The 16,735-nt window shown below is 64.8% G+C and carries 13 protein-coding genes; 3 read left to right on the top strand and 10 right to left on the bottom strand.

Features of this window, described 5'->3' with window-relative positions; translation table 11 throughout:
* Both NKH06_RS02810 and NKH06_RS02805 read left to right on the top strand, forming a co-directional pair.
* Entirely contained in the window at nucleotides 1-1,383 is a 1,383-nt protein-coding gene (locus NKH06_RS02810) for an NAD(P)/FAD-dependent oxidoreductase (protein WP_023809411.1), read from the top strand.
* Between the two features lie 9 nt (nucleotides 1,384-1,392).
* Nucleotides 1,393-1,749: a cupin domain-containing protein gene (locus NKH06_RS02805; protein ID WP_023809412.1), complete on the top strand. Its 357-nt coding sequence runs from the start codon at nucleotides 1,393-1,395 to the stop codon at nucleotides 1,747-1,749.
* Nucleotides 1,750-1,766: 17 nt separating this feature from the next.
* Here NKH06_RS02805 and NKH06_RS02800 read toward each other — a convergent pair whose 3' ends face one another.
* The 10 genes from NKH06_RS02800 to NKH06_RS02755 all read right to left on the bottom strand — a co-directional run bounded on the left by NKH06_RS02800 (nucleotide 1,767) and on the right by NKH06_RS02755 (nucleotide 15,298).
* Nucleotides 1,767-2,033, bottom strand: a complete 267-nt coding sequence (locus NKH06_RS02800; RefSeq protein ID WP_023809413.1) for a BrnA antitoxin family protein — start codon at nucleotides 2,031-2,033, stop codon at nucleotides 1,767-1,769.
* A 99-nt stretch (nucleotides 2,034-2,132) separates the two neighbouring features.
* The gene (locus NKH06_RS02795) at nucleotides 2,133-5,009 is read right to left on the bottom strand and encodes a nitrate reductase (RefSeq protein WP_023809414.1); all 2,877 of its coding nucleotides are present in this window, start codon (nucleotides 5,007-5,009) and stop codon (nucleotides 2,133-2,135) included.
* A gap of 4 nt (nucleotides 5,010-5,013) precedes the next feature.
* Nucleotides 5,014-5,343, bottom strand: coding sequence for a nitrite reductase small subunit NirD (gene nirD / locus NKH06_RS02790; RefSeq protein ID WP_023809415.1), 330 nt, complete (start codon nucleotides 5,341-5,343; stop codon nucleotides 5,014-5,016).
* Nucleotides 5,344-5,405: 62 nt separating this feature from the next.
* The gene (nirB, locus tag NKH06_RS02785; protein WP_023809416.1) at nucleotides 5,406-7,856 is read right to left on the bottom strand and encodes a nitrite reductase large subunit NirB; all 2,451 of its coding nucleotides are present in this window, start codon (nucleotides 7,854-7,856) and stop codon (nucleotides 5,406-5,408) included.
* Nucleotides 7,857-7,860: 4 nt separating this feature from the next.
* Nucleotides 7,861-8,658, bottom strand: coding sequence for an ABC transporter ATP-binding protein (locus tag NKH06_RS02780; protein WP_023809417.1), 798 nt, complete (start codon nucleotides 8,656-8,658; stop codon nucleotides 7,861-7,863).
* 10 nt (nucleotides 8,659-8,668) lie between these two features.
* A complete protein-coding gene (gene ntrB / locus NKH06_RS02775; RefSeq protein ID WP_023809418.1) occupies nucleotides 8,669-9,559 on the bottom strand; it encodes a nitrate ABC transporter permease in 891 nt (296 codons plus the stop codon).
* Between the two features lie 70 nt (nucleotides 9,560-9,629).
* Entirely contained in the window at nucleotides 9,630-10,946 is a 1,317-nt protein-coding gene (locus NKH06_RS02770) for a CmpA/NrtA family ABC transporter substrate-binding protein (protein WP_023809419.1), read from the bottom strand.
* Between the two features lie 356 nt (nucleotides 10,947-11,302).
* Complete coding sequence (locus NKH06_RS02765; RefSeq protein ID WP_031212563.1) at nucleotides 11,303-12,541, bottom strand: CmpA/NrtA family ABC transporter substrate-binding protein; 1,239 nt, start codon at nucleotides 12,539-12,541, stop codon at nucleotides 11,303-11,305.
* 2 nt (nucleotides 12,542-12,543) lie between these two features.
* The gene (locus NKH06_RS02760; protein ID WP_013530455.1) at nucleotides 12,544-13,146 is read right to left on the bottom strand and encodes an ANTAR domain-containing response regulator; all 603 of its coding nucleotides are present in this window, start codon (nucleotides 13,144-13,146) and stop codon (nucleotides 12,544-12,546) included.
* An 82-nt stretch (nucleotides 13,147-13,228) separates the two neighbouring features.
* On the bottom strand, nucleotides 13,229-15,298 hold the full coding sequence (locus NKH06_RS02755) for an oxidoreductase (protein WP_023809421.1): 2,070 nt from the start codon (nucleotides 15,296-15,298) through the stop codon (nucleotides 13,229-13,231).
* Between the two features lie 273 nt (nucleotides 15,299-15,571).
* Here NKH06_RS02755 and argE point away from each other — a divergent pair, with 273 nt between their 5' ends.
* Nucleotides 15,572-16,732 carry an acetylornithine deacetylase gene (gene argE / locus NKH06_RS02750; protein ID WP_352441990.1) on the top strand — a complete coding sequence of 387 codons (1,161 nt, stop codon included), beginning with the start codon at nucleotides 15,572-15,574 and terminating at the stop codon, nucleotides 16,730-16,732.
* The last annotated feature ends 3 nt before the right edge of the window (nucleotides 16,733-16,735 follow it).

Below are 16,735 nucleotides of genomic sequence, written 5' to 3'. Positions count from 1 at the left end.
ATGGACGCCAAAGTCAACGGCAACGTCTCGTTCTGGTATGCCGACATCGGGCTGCCGGCCTATCGCGCGCCGCTCCCGGGTGACCTCGAAGCCGATGTCTGCATCGTCGGCGCCGGCTACACCGGCTTGTGGACAGCTTACTATCTGAAGAAGGCCGATCCTTCGATCCGCATCGCCATCGTCGAAAGGGAGTTCGCCGGCTTCGGCGCGTCGGGCCGCAATGGCGGCTGGCTGTCCGGCGGCTTCAGCTGGTCGCGCGAGAAATATCTGCGGACCTCGACGCGCGGCGCCGTCATCGACATGGAAACCGCCATGCATGGCACGGTCGACGAAGTGATCGCGGTGACCGAGGCCGAAGGCATCGATGCCGACATCCGCCGCGTCGACAATCTGACGGTCGCCACCAACCCGCCGCAGCTCGAACGGATCAAGGCCGCCTATGCCGATGCGATCGGCTGGAGCGTGCCGCAGGACCGCGTCAGCCTGATTGGCCAGGCAGAGGCCAAGGCCCGCATCAACATCAAAAATGTGCTTGGCGGCTATGTCCACCACGGCACCGCGCGCGTGCAGCCGGCCAAGCTGGTGCGTGGGCTCTCCGAAGCCGTCGAGCGGCTTGGCGTGCCGATCTACGAGCAGACCACCGTGACCGGCATCGAGAAGGGCAAGGTCACGACGAACCGCGGCACCGTGCGCGCGCCGATCATCATCCGCGCCACGGAAGGGTTCACGGCCGGCATATCAGGCAATGAGCGGCTCTGGCTGCCGCTCAACAGCGCGCAGATCATCACCGAGCCGCTGCCGCAATCGCTATGGGACGAGATCGGCTGGGAGGGCCATGAGCTTCTCGGTGACGCCGCGCACGCCTATTGCTATGCGCAGCGCACCCGGGAAGGCCGCATCACCATGGGCGGGCGCGGCGTGCCCTATCGTTACGGCTCGCAAACGGATGTGCGCGGCCAGACGCAGCAGGCCACGATCGAAAGCCTGCACGCGATCCTCACCCGGCTTCTGCCGCAGACAGCCGGGCTTCGCATCGACCACGCCTGGTGCGGCGTTCTGGGCGTGCCGCGCGACTGGTGCACGACATCAGGCCTCGACCCTGAAACCGGCATCGGCTGGGCCGGCGGCTATGTCGGGCTCGGCGTCTCAAGTTCCAACCTTTCGGGCCGCACGCTGCGCGACCTTATCCTGCGCCGCGACACCGAACTGACCCGCCTGCCCTGGGTCAACCGCCAGGTGAGCAAATGGGAGCCCGAGCCGATGCGCTGGCTCGGCGTCCACTCGATGTATCAGCTCTATCGCGTCGCCGACGAGCGCGAGGAAGCCGGCCTCCAGCATACGTCGAAACTGGCCGCAATCGCCGACCGCATCACAGGACATTGAGAGACCGCCATGACCGACTTCCAGACCTTCGCCCATCTCGCTTCCATCGACCTCGGCGAGCCTGAGCCCAAGCCGACCTCGATCAGCGGCGATCAGCTCGAAGCAGCGAAGACGCTGTGGACCTCGCCTGACGGCACACTGGAAGTCGGCGTCTGGGAGTGCACGCCGGGCCGCTTCACCGCATCGCGCGAGAGCAATTCCGAAACCTGCCACATCGTGTCAGGTCGGGTCTCGCTGCATGGTCCCGATGGCCGCAGCGAGGACGTCGGTCCGGGCGAAATGCTGGTGCTGCCGAAAGGCTGGAAAGGCGAATGGACGATCCACGAGAAGACGCGCAAGCTCTATATCCTGCACTTCGAGGCGTGAGCTGACTGGAACAGCCGCTACTCGTCGTCTGAACGATCATCCTCGGCAACAACAGGCTTGCCTTCTATCGCCTGCCGCAAGGCGTCGTTGATGCGGTCCTGCCAGCCCGGCCCATCCTCCTGGAAGTGGTCCAGCACGGCGCGATCGATCCGGATCGAAACAAGCTCCCTGACGCCTGGAGCGGCGGAGGGCTCACGAACCGGCGCGGCCGGCTTCTTCACCGGCTTGAAAGCCGCCTCGGCGGCCGTCATCGGATTTGTCGGTCGACGCGGGGGATTTGCCATCGGATGACCCTGACTGAAGACGATTCGTGCACGACGTGGCACGCTTGCGCCACCATAGCCCAACCAGCGCCGTCGCGCAGGCCCCTTTGGTCGGGACAATCACTCGGCTGCTTGAAGACTCTGCGCGTCGATGATGACCCTGATCTCGGCGCGGCAGGAGCCGCAATTCGTGCCGGCATGCAGGGCCGTGCCGATCGCCGCAACGCTGCCGCAGCCGCCGCGCACCGCTTCCGCGATCTGGTTGGCGCCGACGCCGAAACAGGAGCAGACGATGGCGCCGCGGTCGACGTCGATCCCGCCCGGTCGTCCGGCTACGATCGCCAACCTGCCGCGCCGGTCGACATGATCGGCACTCAACTGTTCCGCCGCCCAGCCGCGCGACACGGCGACCGGGCCGGGTGCGACGAACAAGGCGGCTGACAGTTGATCGCCGTCGAAGGCGGCGATGCGATGCTGGCCGGCGTCGCGGTCATGATAGGCGAGCATTTCCGCACCCGGTGACACGCCGAACAGTGACCCGGCAAAGCCAGCCCAATCGATGTCGTCTTCGGCAAAGGCAAGCTCGACCCGCCAGCCGCCCTTGCATTTGGCCACGGCCCAGTAGGCCGCGGTATCAGGCTCAGGCCTGCGCCGCGTCACCGCAAAGCCAAAGGCCTTTGCGGCGAATTTCTCGATGCGGGCGGCGACATGTTTCAGCGCCGGCTGGCCGGAAATGGGATCGGTCAGCGGCGCGGTCAGCGTGTCGAGCCGGCCCCTTGCCGCAAACTGATCGGTCCAGTGCATCGGCGCAAACAGGCTGCCCTGGCGCTGGCGCGCCGTCACCAGCGCGCGCACCAGCACGTCGCCGCGCGGGCTGGAAACCCGCGCGATGTCGGCGTCGCCGATGCCGAAGCGCTGCGCATCCGCCGGGTGGATTTCTACGAAGGGCTCGGCGATGTGCTGCGACAAACGCGGGCTTTTGCCGGTTCGCGTCATGGTGTGCCAATGGTCGCGGATACGGCCGGTATTGAGGATCAGCGGATAGTCCGGGCTGGTGCGGACTTCCGTGGTGGGGCGGATGGCGATGAAGCGCGCTTTGCGGTCGGGCGTGTAGAAATTGCCGTCGGCGAAGAAGCGGGTGGTGTTACCTTCCAGCCTCTGCCCGGCCCGAAGATGCTCGTCCGACTGATGTCGAGCTTGAGCACCCCCCTCTGTCCTGCCGGACATCTCCCCCGCAAGGAGGGAGATTGGCAGCTTTGATGCTCGCATATCTCCTGCATTGTTTGTAATTGGCGAAGGCCGTGGTGGCAGCCGATCTCCCCCCTTGCGGGGGAGATGGCCGGCAGGCCAGAGGGGGGTGGCTGGGCTCGGCGCCGGCCATTGGAACGGCTCCAGCGCCTCATACTCCTCCGCATCAACCCCGGCATAAGCACCAATATCGAAATCCCGCGCGCCATCATTCTCGAATCCTGACAGCGCGGCATGCTCGGCAAACACCTCCCCTGGCGTCGCATAGGAAAACGCCTCGCCAAACCCCATCCGCTTGCCGACCTCAGCGACAATCCGCCAGTCGGGCCTTGCCTCGCCGGGCACGGGCAAAAACGCGCGCTGGCGCGACACACGGCGCTCTGAATTGGTGACGGTGCCATCCTTCTCGCCCCAGGCGGCGGCGGGCAGCCGGACATGGGCGTGGCGGACGGTGTCGGTCTGGGCCAGCACGTCCGACACCACCACGAACGGGCACGCCTTGATCGCCGCCTCGACGGCATCGGCGTCCGGCATCGAATCGACCGGGTTGGTGGCCATGATCCACAGCGCCTTGATCCGCCCGTCGGCCAGCGCCTGGAACATCTCGACTGCCTTCAGGCCGGGCTTTCCGGCAATGGCCGGCGCGTTCCAGAAGCGCTGCACGCGGTCGCGATGGTCGGGGTTTTCGATTTCCATATGCGCGGCGAGCATGTTGGCCATGCCGCCGACCTCGCGGCCGCCCATGGCGTTGGGCTGGCCGGTCACCGAAAACGGCCCTGCTCCGGGTTTGCCGATGCGGCCGGTGGCGAGATGGCAGTTGATGATGGCGTTGACCTTGTCGGTGCCGGATGACGACTGGTTCACACCCTGGCTGTAAACCGTCACCGTTTTCGCCGTTGCCGCAAACAGGCTGTAGAAACGGCCAAGCTCGTCCTCGCTCAGGCCCGTGCCGGCAGCGACGCCGGCCAGGTCGAGCGCGGAGGCCGCGAAAAGCGCTTGCCCGAAGCCGGTCGTGTGCGTCGTGATGTAGGCGCGGTCGAGCGCATTGTGCTGGCCGAGATAAGCGAGCAGCCCGGTGAACAAAGCGACGTCGCCATCCGGCGCGATCGCCAGATGCATGTCGGCGATGTCAGCGGTCATGGTGCGCCGCGGATCGACCAGGACGATCTTCATCTCCGGCCGCTTTTCCCGGGCAGCCGCGATGCGCTGGTAGAGCACCGGATGGCACCAGGCGAGATTGGAGCCGACCAGCACGATCAGGTCGGCCAATTCCAGATCCTCATAGGTTCCCGGCACGGTGTCGGAGCCGAAAGCGCGGCGGTGGCCGGCGACCGAGGAGGCCATGCACAGGCGCGAATTGGTGTCGATGTTGGCCGAGCCGACAAAACCCTTCATCAGCTTGTTGGCGACGTAATAGTCCTCGGTCAGCAACTGGCCCGAAACATAGAAGGCGACCGCATCCGGGCCATGCTCGGCGATGGTTTGCGAGAAGGTCGAGGCGACAAGGTCGAGCGCCTCGTCCCAGCCGGCGCGGCGGCCGTGGACCTCCGGATGCAGCAGCCTGCCGTCGAGGTCGATGGTCTCGGCGAGTGCCGAGCCCTTGGAGCAGAGCCGGCCGAAATTGGCCGGGTGGTCGGGGTCGCCGCGGACGGACACCTGCCCGTCCGCGGTGGCCTTCGCCAGCACGCCGCAGCCCACCCCGCAATAGGGGCAGGTGGTCCTCACCTCGCGCGCTTCGTCGATCTCCATGGGTTCAGGCCGCGCGGCTGGCCAGCGCTTCCAGCGCAATGAACAGACGCTCGCCTTCGACCCGCACCGGAATGGTGCGCACCGCGCCCTCGTCGGCGCCGAGCGCCTTGCCCGTCTCCAACGAAATCACCCAATTGTGCAAGGGACAGGTCACCGCCGCACCGTGCACGATGCCCTGGCTGAGCGGTCCGCCTCTGTGCGGGCAATGGTCGTCGATGGCATAGACCTGATCGTCCAGGGTGCGGAATACGGCGATTTTTCCCTCGGGCGTTGCGACGCAGCGCGCGCCGCGGCGAGGGATGTCGGAGATGGAGCCGATTGCTACCCAGTTCATCTAGATTTCCTCTTTGCGCGTGTTCTTGACCGAAAACCGGTTTCCACTTTTCGGGAACACGCTCACTCCGCCGCCTGCGCAAACCCGACCGAGGCCATCGGCCGGAATTCGTGCTTGTCCTTGCCGGAAACGCGTTCCGACCACGGGTCGACCTGGGCGAATTTCTGGCTGAAGACGAAACGGTCGTAATAGGCCTTGCGCTTGTCGCCATCGTCCATGATCTGACGCTTGATCTCGGGGATGCCGATGCGCTTGGCCCATTTGTAGATGCGCTCGAGATAGCGGCCCTGCTCGCGATACATCTGCGTCAGCGCCACGATATGCTCCAGCGCCTCGTCCTCGGTCCTGACCAGGCCGAGCACCTCGGTGCCCTTGATGTCGAGGCCGGCCGCCCCGGCAAAATGGATCTCATAACCACTGTCGACGCAGATCACGCCGACATCCTTGCAGGTCGCCTCGGCGCAGTTGCGCGGACAGCCCGACACCGCCATCTTGACCTTGGCCGGCGTCCACGAGCCCCACATGAATTTTTCGATGCGGACGCCGAAGCCCGTAGAATCCTGCGTGCCGAACCGGCACCAGTCTGAGCCGACGCAGGTCTTCACCGTGCGCAACCCCTTGGCATAGGCGTGGCCGGAGACGAAGCCGGCCTGACCGAGATCGGCCCACACTGCCGGCAGGTCCTCCTTGCGGATGCCGAGCATGTCGATGCGCTGGCCGCCGGTGACCTTGACCATCGGAATTTCGAACTTGTCGACGACGTCGGCGATGGCGCGCAGTTCGGCGGCATTGGTCACCCCACCCCACATGCGCGGCACCACCGAATAGGTCCCATCCTTCTGGATGTTGGCGTGGACGCGCTCGTTGATGAAGCGCGACTGGTAATCGTCGGCGTAGTCATCCGGCCAGTCGCAGACGAGGTAGTAGTTGAGCGCCGGCCGGCATTTGGCGCAGCCGCAGGAGGTCGTCCATTCCAGTTCCTGCATGACGGCGGGAATGGTCTTCAGGCTCTTGGCCTTGATCAGCCGGCGCACCTCGTCATGGCCGAGGGTGGTGCAGGAGCACATCGGCTGCACGGCGGCGGGGTTGTACGTGTCGCCGAGGGTCAGCACCATCAGCTTTTCAACCAGCCCGGTGCAGGAGCCGCAGGAGGCCGACGCCTTGGTGTGGGCGCGCACGTCGTCAAGCGAGGTCAGGCCCTTGGCCGTGATCGCGCCGGTGATCTTTCCCTTGCAAACGCCGTTGCAGCCGCAGATTTCCGCATCATCCGGCAAGGCTGCAACGGCCGCCATAGGGTCCAGCGGGGCACCCCCCTGGTAGGACTGGCCGAAGATGAGCGTGTCGCGCATTTCGGAAATGTCGGTCTGCTTCTTCTTGAGGTCGTTGAACCAGGCGCCGTCAGCCGTCTCGCCATAGAGCACGGTGCCGATGATGCGGTCATCCTTCAGCACCAGGCGCTTGTAGACGCCTGCGGCGGCGTCGCGCAGCACGATCTCCTGGCGATCCTCGCCCTCGGCGAAGTCGCCGAGCGAGAACAGCTCGATGCCGGTGACCTTGAGCTTGGTCGGCGTGTCCATATGGACGAAGGCCGCCGCCGCGTCGCCGGCAAGCTGGCTGGCGGTCACGCGCGCCATCTCGTAGAGCGGTGCGACGAGGCCGTAGACTTGGCCGTTGACCTCGGCACATTCGCCGAGCGCGTAGATGTCGGGATCGTTGCTGCGCATGCCGGCGTCGACGACGATGCCCCTGTTGACGGCGATGCCGGCCTGTTTCGCCAGCGCCGAATTCGGCCTGATGCCGACGGCCATCACCACAAGCGTTGCTGGGATAATGGTGCCGTCAGCGAGCTCCACCTGCCCGACCTTGCCGTTGCCTGTGATCGCCTGTGTGTTGGCCTTGGTGATGACCTTGATGCCGCGCTGTTCCACCGCACGCTGCAAGAGATAGCCGGCCGCGGGATCGAGCTGGCGCTCCATCAGCGTCGGCATGACATGCAGCACGGTGACGTCCATGCCTTGCGCGTTCAGCCCTGCTGCCGCCTCCAGCCCGAGCAGGCCGCCGCCGATGACCACCGCCTTGGCCCGCGACTGGGCGGCAAGCATCATCGCCTGCACGTCGTCGAGATCGCGATAGGTCAGCACGCCCGGCAGGTCATGGCCGGGCACCGGAATGATGAACGGCACCGAGCCGGTGGCGATGACGAGCTTGTCATAGGGTTCGGTGACGCCATGATCGGAGGTGACGGTCTTCGCCGCTCGGTCGATGGCGACGATCTTGTGGCCCTTGTAGAGGGTGATGTTGTTGGCGATGTACCAGCCGTCGCCGTGGATGATGATCTCCTCATAGGCTTTCTCGCCCGACAGCACCGGCGACAGCATGATGCGGTCGTAATTAACGCGCGGCTCGGCGTTGAAGATGGTGACGGTGTAGCGGCCCGGAGCCTGTTCCAGCAGGTGCTCCAGCATGCGCCCCGGGGCCATGCCATTGCCGATGATGACAAGTCTTTCGCTCATGGTGCTACTCCGCGGCTTCGACGAAGCGGTGGCGTTCGTAGAGGAACTTCAGCACCGCCTCGCGGCAGCGCAGGAAGGTCCGGTCGGAAGAGAGTTCGACGCGCCGGCGCGGCCGCGCCAGCGGCACGGCAAGCACTTCGCCGATGGTTGCCGCCGGGCCATTGGTCATCATGACGATGCGGTCGGACAGCAGCACCGCCTCGTCGACATCATGGGTGATCATGATCGTCGTCGAGCCGAGCCTGGAATGGATGTCCATCACCGCGTCCTGCAGATGCGCGCGCGTCAGCGCGTCGAGCGCGCCGAACGGCTCGTCGAGCAGCAGGATCTTCGGCTCCATGGCCAGCGCCCGGGCGATGCCGACGCGCTGCTTCATGCCGCCCGATATCTCGGCCGGGCGCTTGTCCTTGGCATGCGCCATCTGCACGAGGTCGAGATTGCGCATGATCCAGTCATGCCGCTCGGCCTTGCTTTTCGAGCGACCGAAAACCTTCGACACCGCCAGGTTGATGTTTTCATAGACGGTCAGCCACGGCAGCAGCGAGTGGTTCTGGAACACCACGGCGCGTTCGGGACCGGGGCTGTCGACCTCTTTGTCCTCGAGCAGCACGGCGCCGGCGGACACCTTGGTCAGCCCGGCGATCAGATTGAGCAGGGTCGACTTGCCGCAGCCGGAATGGCCGATGATGGAGACGAATTCGCCCTTGTCGATGGTCAGCCTGATGTCCTTCAACACCTCGCTGACCTGGGCACCACGCGAGAAGGATTTGTCGATATGGTCGAGCTTCAGATAGGCCGTCATCGCCCTCTCCTCACTTTGCCGTTGTGCCGCGGGTGACGAAGGCGCCGACCGCCGCGACCAGACGGTCGAGGCAGAAGCCGGTGACGCCGATATAGGCGAGCGCCACGATGATGTCGGGCAGCCGCGACGAGTTCCACGCGTCCCAGATGAAGAAGCCGATGCCGACGCCGCCGGTCAGCATTTCGGCGGCGACGATGGCGAGCCAGGACAGGCCGATGCCGATCCTCAGGCCGGTGAAGATGTAGGGCGCGGCGGCCGGTACCATGATCTTGACGAAGAATTCGAACTGGTTGAGCCGCAGGATGCGCGAGACGTTGCGGTAATCCTCGGGGATGTTGCGCACGCCGACGGCGGTGTTGATGATGATTGGCCAGATCGACGTGATGAAGATGACGAAGATCGCCGACGGGCTGGAATCGCGGAACGCCGCCAGCGACAGCGGCAGCCAGGCCAGCGGCGGCACCGTGCGCAGGATCTGGAACACCGGGTCGAGGCCGCGCATCGCCCAGATCGACTGGCCGACCAGCGCGCCGAGCGCGACGCCGACCACCGCCGCCAGGCCGAAACCGATGGCGACACGCTGCAGCGAGATCAGCACGCGCCATGCCAGGCCGATATCCTGCGGGCCATTGTCGAAGAACGGATGCGCGATCAAATCGTAGGCCTCGTTCCACACCTGGGTCGGCGGCGGCAGGCTTGATGTGGGCGACGAACAGGCGATCTGCCAGACGACCAGCATGACGGCGATGACTACGATCGGCGGTAGCAGCGCGCTCGCCAGTTTGCCGGCAATCGCCAGCGGATCGAAGCGACGTCGTGCCTTTGCGGTGAAGGCGATGACCTCCGCCGGCTTCGCAGGAAAGGCCTTCACCTTGGTGTCCTCGATAGTCTGGATCGACATGTCTGGGGAAAACTCCGTGGGGCAGATAATTCGAGCGACAAACGGCGCAATGCGCCGTTTGCGCAGAGGTTCAAGCCGATGCCTTGATCTTCAGGCTGTCGAGATAGGCCGACGGGTTGGCCGGATCGAAGATCTTGCCGTCGAAGAAGGTCTCGACGCCGCGCGACGACGACGCCGGAACGTCGGCTGCCGCGACGCCGAGATCCTTGGCCGCCTCGCGCCACAGATCCTCGCGGTTGACCTGATCGACCAGCGCCTTGATGTCGGTGGTCGGCGCGAATTTGCCCCAGCGGATGTTCTCGGCGAGGAACCACGCATCATGGCTCTTGAACGGATAGGAGACGCCACCTTTCCAGAACTTCATGTAGAGATCGGTGCCGTTGGCGACGCGGCCATTGCCGTAGTTGATGTCGCCCTTGAGGCGGCCGATGATGTCGGCGACAGGCACGTTCATCCATTGCCGCTTGCCGATGATGGCGGCCATCTCGTCCTTGTTGTCGCTGGCCTCGCACCATTGCTGGGCTTCCATGACGGCCATCAGGATCGCCTTGGTGGCGTTCGGGTATTTCTCGATGAATTCGGCACGCAGGCCGAGCGCCTTTTCCGGATGGCCCTTCCACAATTCGCCCGTCGTGGCGGCGGTGAAGCCGACGCCCTGATGGACGAGCTGCTCGTTCCACGGCTCGCCGACGCAGAACACGTCCATGTTGCCAACCTTCATGTTGGCCACCATCTGCGGCGGCGGCACGACGATGGTCGAAACGTCCTTGTCGGGATCGATGCCGCCGGCGGCCAGCCAGTAGCGCAGCCAGAGATCATGGGTGCCGCCCGGGAAGGTCATGGCGGCCTTGATTTCCTTGCCGGCCGCCTTCTTGGCGGCAAAGGCGTCTTTCAGCTTCGAGGCATCGAGGCCGACGCCGGTGCCGGCATATTCCTGGGCGACCGAAATGCCTTGGCAGTCGTAGTTGAGCCGCGCCACGATCGCCATCGGCATCGGCTGGTTGTTCTGTGTCACCTTGCCGGTGTGCATGAGGTAAGGCAGCGGCGTCAGAATATGGGCACCGTCGATGCCGTTGGCGGCGCCGCCGAGCATCAGATTGTCGCGCGTCGCGCCCCAGGAGGCCTGCTTGAGCACCTCGACATCGGGCATGCCGAACTTGGCGAACAGCCCCTTCTCCTTGGCGATCATCAGCGGTGCCGCATCGGTGAGGGCAATGAAGCCGAGCTTGGCGCCGGTGACCTCCGGAGTGGCGGTCGCAGCATAGGCGCCGGAAGGGAAGAGCTTGCGGGCCGCCACGAACAGGCCGGCCGTCATTGCACTGCTGACCAGAAAATCGCGGCGCGTCATGTCTTTGAGGGTCGTTCCAGTCCTGATCCGTTTCGTCATCGTCGTCTCCGGTTGGGCGCGGCTTGGGATCCGCGTCGTCGATTGTGTGTTGATCAAAACAAAAAAGCCGCCAGCCAGGTCTTCGCGTCCGGGTGACCGGGAGCGCGTATTAACCTGAGCGGCAGCTTTGCCTGTGGCGCCCGCCATTGGGCGCCTGTTCCGTGACCCGCGAAGGGCCTGTCTATTTCAAAGCAGGAACCGTGCCAGTTTTGAGAGAGGCGAAAAAGATCAATTAAATCAGTAACCAGCGCCGATCGCGGACGCGCCGGGTCCTATGGCCGGAAGGTCAAAGATTGCTCATTCGGGCAATCGCGCGCACAATTTTTGTGCAATGCACAAGAATGACGCGGAAATGATCAGGCTTCCGCGCGAGCCGATTTCTGGCCGGTAATGTACGCGTCGACCTCGTCCGGATCGAAGATCTGGCCGTCGAAGAAACCGTCCGGACCGAGCACAAGGCCGGCGCCTGTCGCGCCGACCGCGGTTGCAACTTGGAGCGCGCCCTCGACCTTCGAATTGGCGCCGGGAAGTGCGATGCCGAGCGGCTTCAGCGCCGAACGATAGAGATCGGGACGATAGCAATCCCGCGCGATGGCGAGGTTTTCAGGCGTATGCGCCACATGCCCCCAACGCACCATCTGCGTGTAGAACCACAGCGCATGGCTCTTCCACGGAAAGTTCGCCGCCTTGTCGAAGGGGAGGAAGAAGTCGTCGATGCTCCGCTCCGCGCCGCCGCCCAGTCGGAGATGGCCGGTCAGGATCGGCATCTGCACGGCCGGCGGCAGGCCGAGAAAGCCGGCCTGCGCCATGACGGCAGCCAATTCGCCATGGTTGGCCGGATCCTGGCACCAGCGTGCCGAGTGATGCAGCGCGCGCAGCAGCGCCGCCAAGGCCTCGGGGTTTTCGTCTGCCCAGGCCTTGCGCACGCCGATCACCTTCTCCGGGCTGTTACGCCATATCCGCGCCTTGACGGTGACGATATGCCCGGTGCCGGCGGCAACCGCAGCACTGTTCCAGGGTTCGCCTACGCAGTAGCCGTCGATGCGGCCGGCGGCCAGTGCATCGGCCATGAAGGGCGGCGGCACGATGACGATCTCGATTTCGCGCGTCGGATCGATGCCGCAGGCGGCGAGCCAATAGCGCAATTCGTAATTGTGCCCGGAATGCGGATGCACCACGGCGAAGCGCAGCGGGTCGCCACCGGCCGCAGCGCGCTCGCGAATGAGCGCGCGCAGCGCCGCACCGGCGCGCGCGGGGTCGAGATCGGCTTCGGCGCTGTGCGCCACCATTCCGGCCCACACAGTGTTGGAGACGGTGACGCAATTGCCTCCGAGTCCGAGCGAGAACGGCACGATGGTTTCCGAAGCGAGCGGCGTCAGCCCGAGATTGCAGGCGAGCGGCATCGGTCCCAGCATATGCGCCAGATGGAAGTGACCGATGGCGATGCGGTCGCGGATGTTAGCCCAGGACGTCTCGCGGTGCAGGGTGAGGTCGATGCCTTCTCGTGCGGCAAAGCCAAGCTCACCGGCCGCGACCAGCACGGCGCTGTCGAAAAGCGGCATGAAGCCAGCGGTGATCTGGTGCGCGGCGTCCATGCTCATTCGTCCTCCGCCGGTCCCAGCAACCCGGCGGCAGTCACCAGGCTCTGGGCGATGTCGCCGATCTTGCGGTTCTGGTTCATCGCCGTCTTGCGCAGCAGCGTGTAGGCGGCCTCTTCGGAGAGGCCGCGCGACTTCATCAATATGCCCTTGGCACGATCGATCACCTTACGGCTCTCGAGCTCGCCGCGAACCTCTTCCAGTTCGCGCGCCATGCGCGAAAAAGCGTTGAAGCGGCTGACCGCCATGTCGAGAATGGGTTTGACGCGCTCTTGCCGCAGACCGTCGACGACATAGGCCGAAACGCCGGCATCGACCGCCGCCTCGATCGAGGCCTGGTCCGAGCGGTCGACGAACATGGCGATCGGCCGTTTTACGGCACGCGAAAGCTGGAACATGTTTTCCAGCATGTCGCGATTCGGGTTTTCGAGATCGATGACGATGACATCGGGCTCGATCTCGGCGATCCGCCGCGCAATGCCGGTCACATCATGGATGACGGTGACCCGCTCATGGCCGGCCTCGCGCAACCCCGCCTCGATGATCGCGGCGCGGATGCGGTTTTCGTCGATCACCAGGACGGCGAGTGCGGTTCGAACCATGCCTGCATTGTGACCAAGCGAAGGAATTGTGCAATGCGGTATGGTTGAACAACCCGAGATTCGCTAACCGCGCCGCAGGCGCCTAATCCGCCGCCAGCGCCGTGACCTCGCGGCGGAAGGGCAGTGCGTCGCCGATATCGGCTTCGTCCAGCTCGCGCGCGAAGCGGTGGCCGGCGTAGGTTGCCCAGGCGATCGGACCCGGCGCCTCGGCATCGCCGATGATTTTGATCGAGCGGATGCCGCTGTCGGCCCACTCGTCGCGCCGCGCCTTCAGCTCGTGCCAGACGCTATCGTCCTGCTGGCGCGATGTCACCAGCACTACTGCGTCCACGGCGATGTCAAATTGGCTGCCCGTATAGGCGCAGGCCGTGGCAACACCGCCCGGTACGATGCGCGTCACGATCCGGTTCAACACGATCTCGACGCCGAGTTCGGCCAGCCGGCGGTGGATGGCGCCCTGCTCCAGCGTGTTGCGGGTCCAGTCGGACACATAGGCGGACGGCGTCACCAGCGTCACCTTCGCGCCCTGGCGCGCCATCAGCTCGGCCAAAACGCCGCCCATGTAATAGTGATCGTCATCGAACAGCACGACAGTGCCGGTCGGCACATTGCCGCCCATCAGATCGTCCGGCGTATAGACCGGCATGGCCGGGTCCGCCGGCATCGGCACGACATGCGCGCGCGCCACGCCGTCACGGCGCCATGTCGAGCCGGTGGCAAGCGCAATGTTCTGAAAGCCGAAGTCCAGTATCTCCTGCGCCGACAATCGGCTTTCGAAATAGACATCGACATTGGACATCTGGCTGATCTGGTACTGGCGGTAGTCGCGCACGCGTCCCCATGCCGAGAGACCGGGCAAGCGGCATTCGCGCGCCACGCGGCCGCCGAGCTCGGTGCCGGCTTCGGCGATGGCCACCTGATAGCCGCGCAGGCCGAGCGCACGCGCCGCCTCCAGCCCGGCCGGGCCGGCGCCGACGATCAGCACGCTGTCGCTATCGCCCTTGGCCTGCATGCGTTCGGGATGCCAGCCCTTGCGCCATTCCTCCATGAAGGTCGGGTTCTGCGTGCAGCGCGAGATCGACATGGTCATGTCGCCGGTGATGCAGATGTTGCAGCCGATGCATTCGCGAATGTCCTCGATTCGCCCCTCCTCCACCTTCTTCGGCAGGAAGGGATCGGCGATCGATGGCCGCGCGCAGCCGATGAAATCCAGCGTGCCGGACTTGATCATCTTCACCATCACATCCGGCGAGGTGAAGCGACCGACGCCGACGACCGGCTTCGAGGTCAGTTTCTTGATGCCGGACACCAGGCTCTCCTGCGCGCCCTCCTCCTTGAACCGCGACGGCCCCGAACAATCCTCCCAGGCGCCATGTGCCAGGTCCCAGAGGTCTGGCAGGTCGGCGTGCATCTCGATCATGTCGCGCACTTCGGAGTTGGCGAAGCCAAGCTCGCCGATCATCTCGTCCAGCGACAGCCGCAGCGTCAGGCCGCAAGTGCCGCCGATGGCATCCCTGCCCTCTTCGATCAACTCACGCATCAACCGCGAGCGGTTTTCCAGCGAGCCGCCATATTCGTCGCTGCGCTGGTTGGTGGCGGTGGACAGGAAGTGCTGGATGATGCCGAAGCCATGCGCGCCGTAGAGGCAGACCAGGTCGAAGCCCGCAAGCCTGGCACGCTTGAATGCATTGCGGTGCCAGCGGCGCAGGTCGCGTATATCTTGCTTGTCCATGGCGCGCGCCTGAACCGGATCGTTGGTGAAGGTACGGATCGGCAAGGCCGACGGCCCGCGCGGCACTTCCTTGGTGTAGAGGTTGGGACCGTTGATGCCTGAATAGGCCAGCTGGATACCGGCCAGCGCGCCATGCTGGTGCATGGCCTTGGCCATCTTCGCCAGTGCCGGGATATCGGCATCGTCCCACAGCCTGAGCTCGATGAAGGGCGTGATCTCCGAAGTATGGTGCATCTCGGTCTGCTCGGTGAAGATGACGCCCCAGCCGCCTTCCGACTTGATGCGGCGCATCTCGGCTGCGGCCGAAGGGTCGCGGTAGCCGCCGCCATTGCAATGCGGAACCTGGTAGAAGCGGTTCTTGGCGGTCACCGGACCGATCTTCACGGGCTCGAACAAAATGTCGTAGCGCGGATCGCGCATGGAACGTGCCTTCCTGCCAGCGTCGCCTTGCACATGCCCGATCATGGTTTCGAGCCAAGGTGCAAGCCGGCCAGCCCAGTGGGTTGATGCCTTGAGACCATCCATAAATTGCGACAAGCGCCGGGAAACAACAGATTTCTTCTGTGCCGGTTAGGACGCGCCTAATCGCCCGCCGGGATTAGCATCCGCTGAATCCCGGCTGAGCCAAATGCGACTTCAAGGCCGCGGCCGCGCGATGCTAGAAGTGCCGACGGCCAATGAGACACAAGACGCATGGACAGCATCCAGATCCTTGAAAAGCTCATCGCATTCCCGACGGTGAGCCGCGATTCGAACCTCGCCCTCGTCGGCTACGTGGCGGAGCTGCTGGACGCGCATGGCATTGCCAGCCAGATCATCCACAGCGAGGACGGCCACAAGGCCAACCTCTTTGCCACCATCGGACCGGCCGACGCTTCCGGCATCATGCTGTCCGGTCACACCGACGTCATCCCCGTCGACGGCCAAGCCTGGACGCTACCGCCCTTCGAGATGACGAGCCGAGACGGCAAGCTTTACGGACGTGGCACAGCCGACATGAAGGGTTTTGTGGCCTGCGCGCTCGCGGCGTGCCTTAAAGCCTCAAAAATGACGCTGCGCACGCCGCTGCATTTGGCACTCTCCTACGACGAGGAGATCGGCTGCATTGGTGTGCGCAGCCTGATCGACATGCTGCAAGCAGCCCCGCAGCGGCACTTGCTGTGCATCGTCGGCGAGCCCACCGACATGCAGGTGGCGACGGGCCACAAGGGCAAGCTTGCCGCACGCGCGCTCTGCAAAGGCCGCGAAGGCCATTCGGCGCTGGCCCCGTTGGCGCTCAATGCTATCCATCTCGGCTGCGACTTCGTCGCCGCCTTGCGCCGCGAGCAGGATCGGCTGGTGCGCGATGGCGCCCGCGACGGCGACTACGACATTGCCTACACGACCGTCCATGTCGGCAAGATCAACGCCGGCGTGGCGCTGAACATCGTGCCGAACCTCTGCCAGGTCGACTTCGAGATCCGCAATGTCGCGGCCGACGATCCGCACGAGATTCTCGACCGTCTGCGCAAGGAGGCTGCTCATATTGCATCCGAAGCCTCGGCCACCGCCCCCGAGGCGGCGATCGACATAGACATCACCAACACCTATCCCGGCCTGGACACGCCGGCCAGTTCGCAAGCCGTCGCTTTCATCAAATCGCTGACCGGCGCCAACAACACCATCAAGGTTGCCTACGGTACGGAGGGCGGCCTGTTCAGCCGCGATCTCGGCACGCCGACGGTCGTGTGCGGACCGGGATCGATGGCGCAAGGACACAAGCCGGATGAGTTCGTCAGCGTCGAGCAGATGCGCCGCTGCGACGGCATGCTGGAAAAATTGCTGCAGCGGCTTGCCGACCAGCAGTTGGCTTAACCG

Source organism: Mesorhizobium sp. M1342 (assembly GCF_040317955.1).
Taxonomy (GTDB): domain Bacteria; phylum Pseudomonadota; class Alphaproteobacteria; order Rhizobiales; family Rhizobiaceae; genus Mesorhizobium.
Note: the sequence above shows the minus strand (reverse complement) of the source record. Positions and strands in the feature narration are given on the sequence as shown.

Bases quoted from the DNA above. Each gene is read 5' to 3' on its own strand.
- NKH06_RS02810 (WP_023809411.1), top strand. From the start codon at position 1: ATGGACGCCAAAGTCAACGGCAACGTCTCGTTCTGGTATGCCGACATC.
- NKH06_RS02805 (WP_023809412.1), top strand. From the start codon at position 1,393: ATGACCGACTTCCAGACCTTCGCCCATCTCGCTTCCATCGACCTCGGC.
- NKH06_RS02800 (WP_023809413.1), bottom strand. From the start codon at position 2,033: ATGGCAAATCCCCCGCGTCGACCGACAAATCCGATGACGGCCGCCGAG.
- NKH06_RS02795 (WP_023809414.1), bottom strand. From the start codon at position 5,009: ATGGAGATCGACGAAGCGCGCGAGGTGAGGACCACCTGCCCCTATTGC.
- nirD (WP_023809415.1), bottom strand. From the start codon at position 5,343: ATGAACTGGGTAGCAATCGGCTCCATCTCCGACATCCCTCGCCGCGGC.
- nirB (WP_023809416.1), bottom strand. From the start codon at position 7,856: ATGAGCGAAAGACTTGTCATCATCGGCAATGGCATGGCCCCGGGGCGC.
- NKH06_RS02780 (WP_023809417.1), bottom strand. From the start codon at position 8,658: ATGACGGCCTATCTGAAGCTCGACCATATCGACAAATCCTTCTCGCGT.
- ntrB (WP_023809418.1), bottom strand. From the start codon at position 9,559: ATGTCGATCCAGACTATCGAGGACACCAAGGTGAAGGCCTTTCCTGCG.
- NKH06_RS02770 (WP_023809419.1), bottom strand. From the start codon at position 10,946: ATGACGAAACGGATCAGGACTGGAACGACCCTCAAAGACATGACGCGC.
- NKH06_RS02765 (WP_031212563.1), bottom strand. From the start codon at position 12,541: ATGGACGCCGCGCACCAGATCACCGCTGGCTTCATGCCGCTTTTCGAC.
- NKH06_RS02760 (WP_013530455.1), bottom strand. From the start codon at position 13,146: ATGGTTCGAACCGCACTCGCCGTCCTGGTGATCGACGAAAACCGCATC.
- NKH06_RS02755 (WP_023809421.1), bottom strand. From the start codon at position 15,298: ATGCGCGATCCGCGCTACGACATTTTGTTCGAGCCCGTGAAGATCGGT.
- argE (WP_352441990.1), top strand. From the start codon at position 15,572: ATGGACAGCATCCAGATCCTTGAAAAGCTCATCGCATTCCCGACGGTG.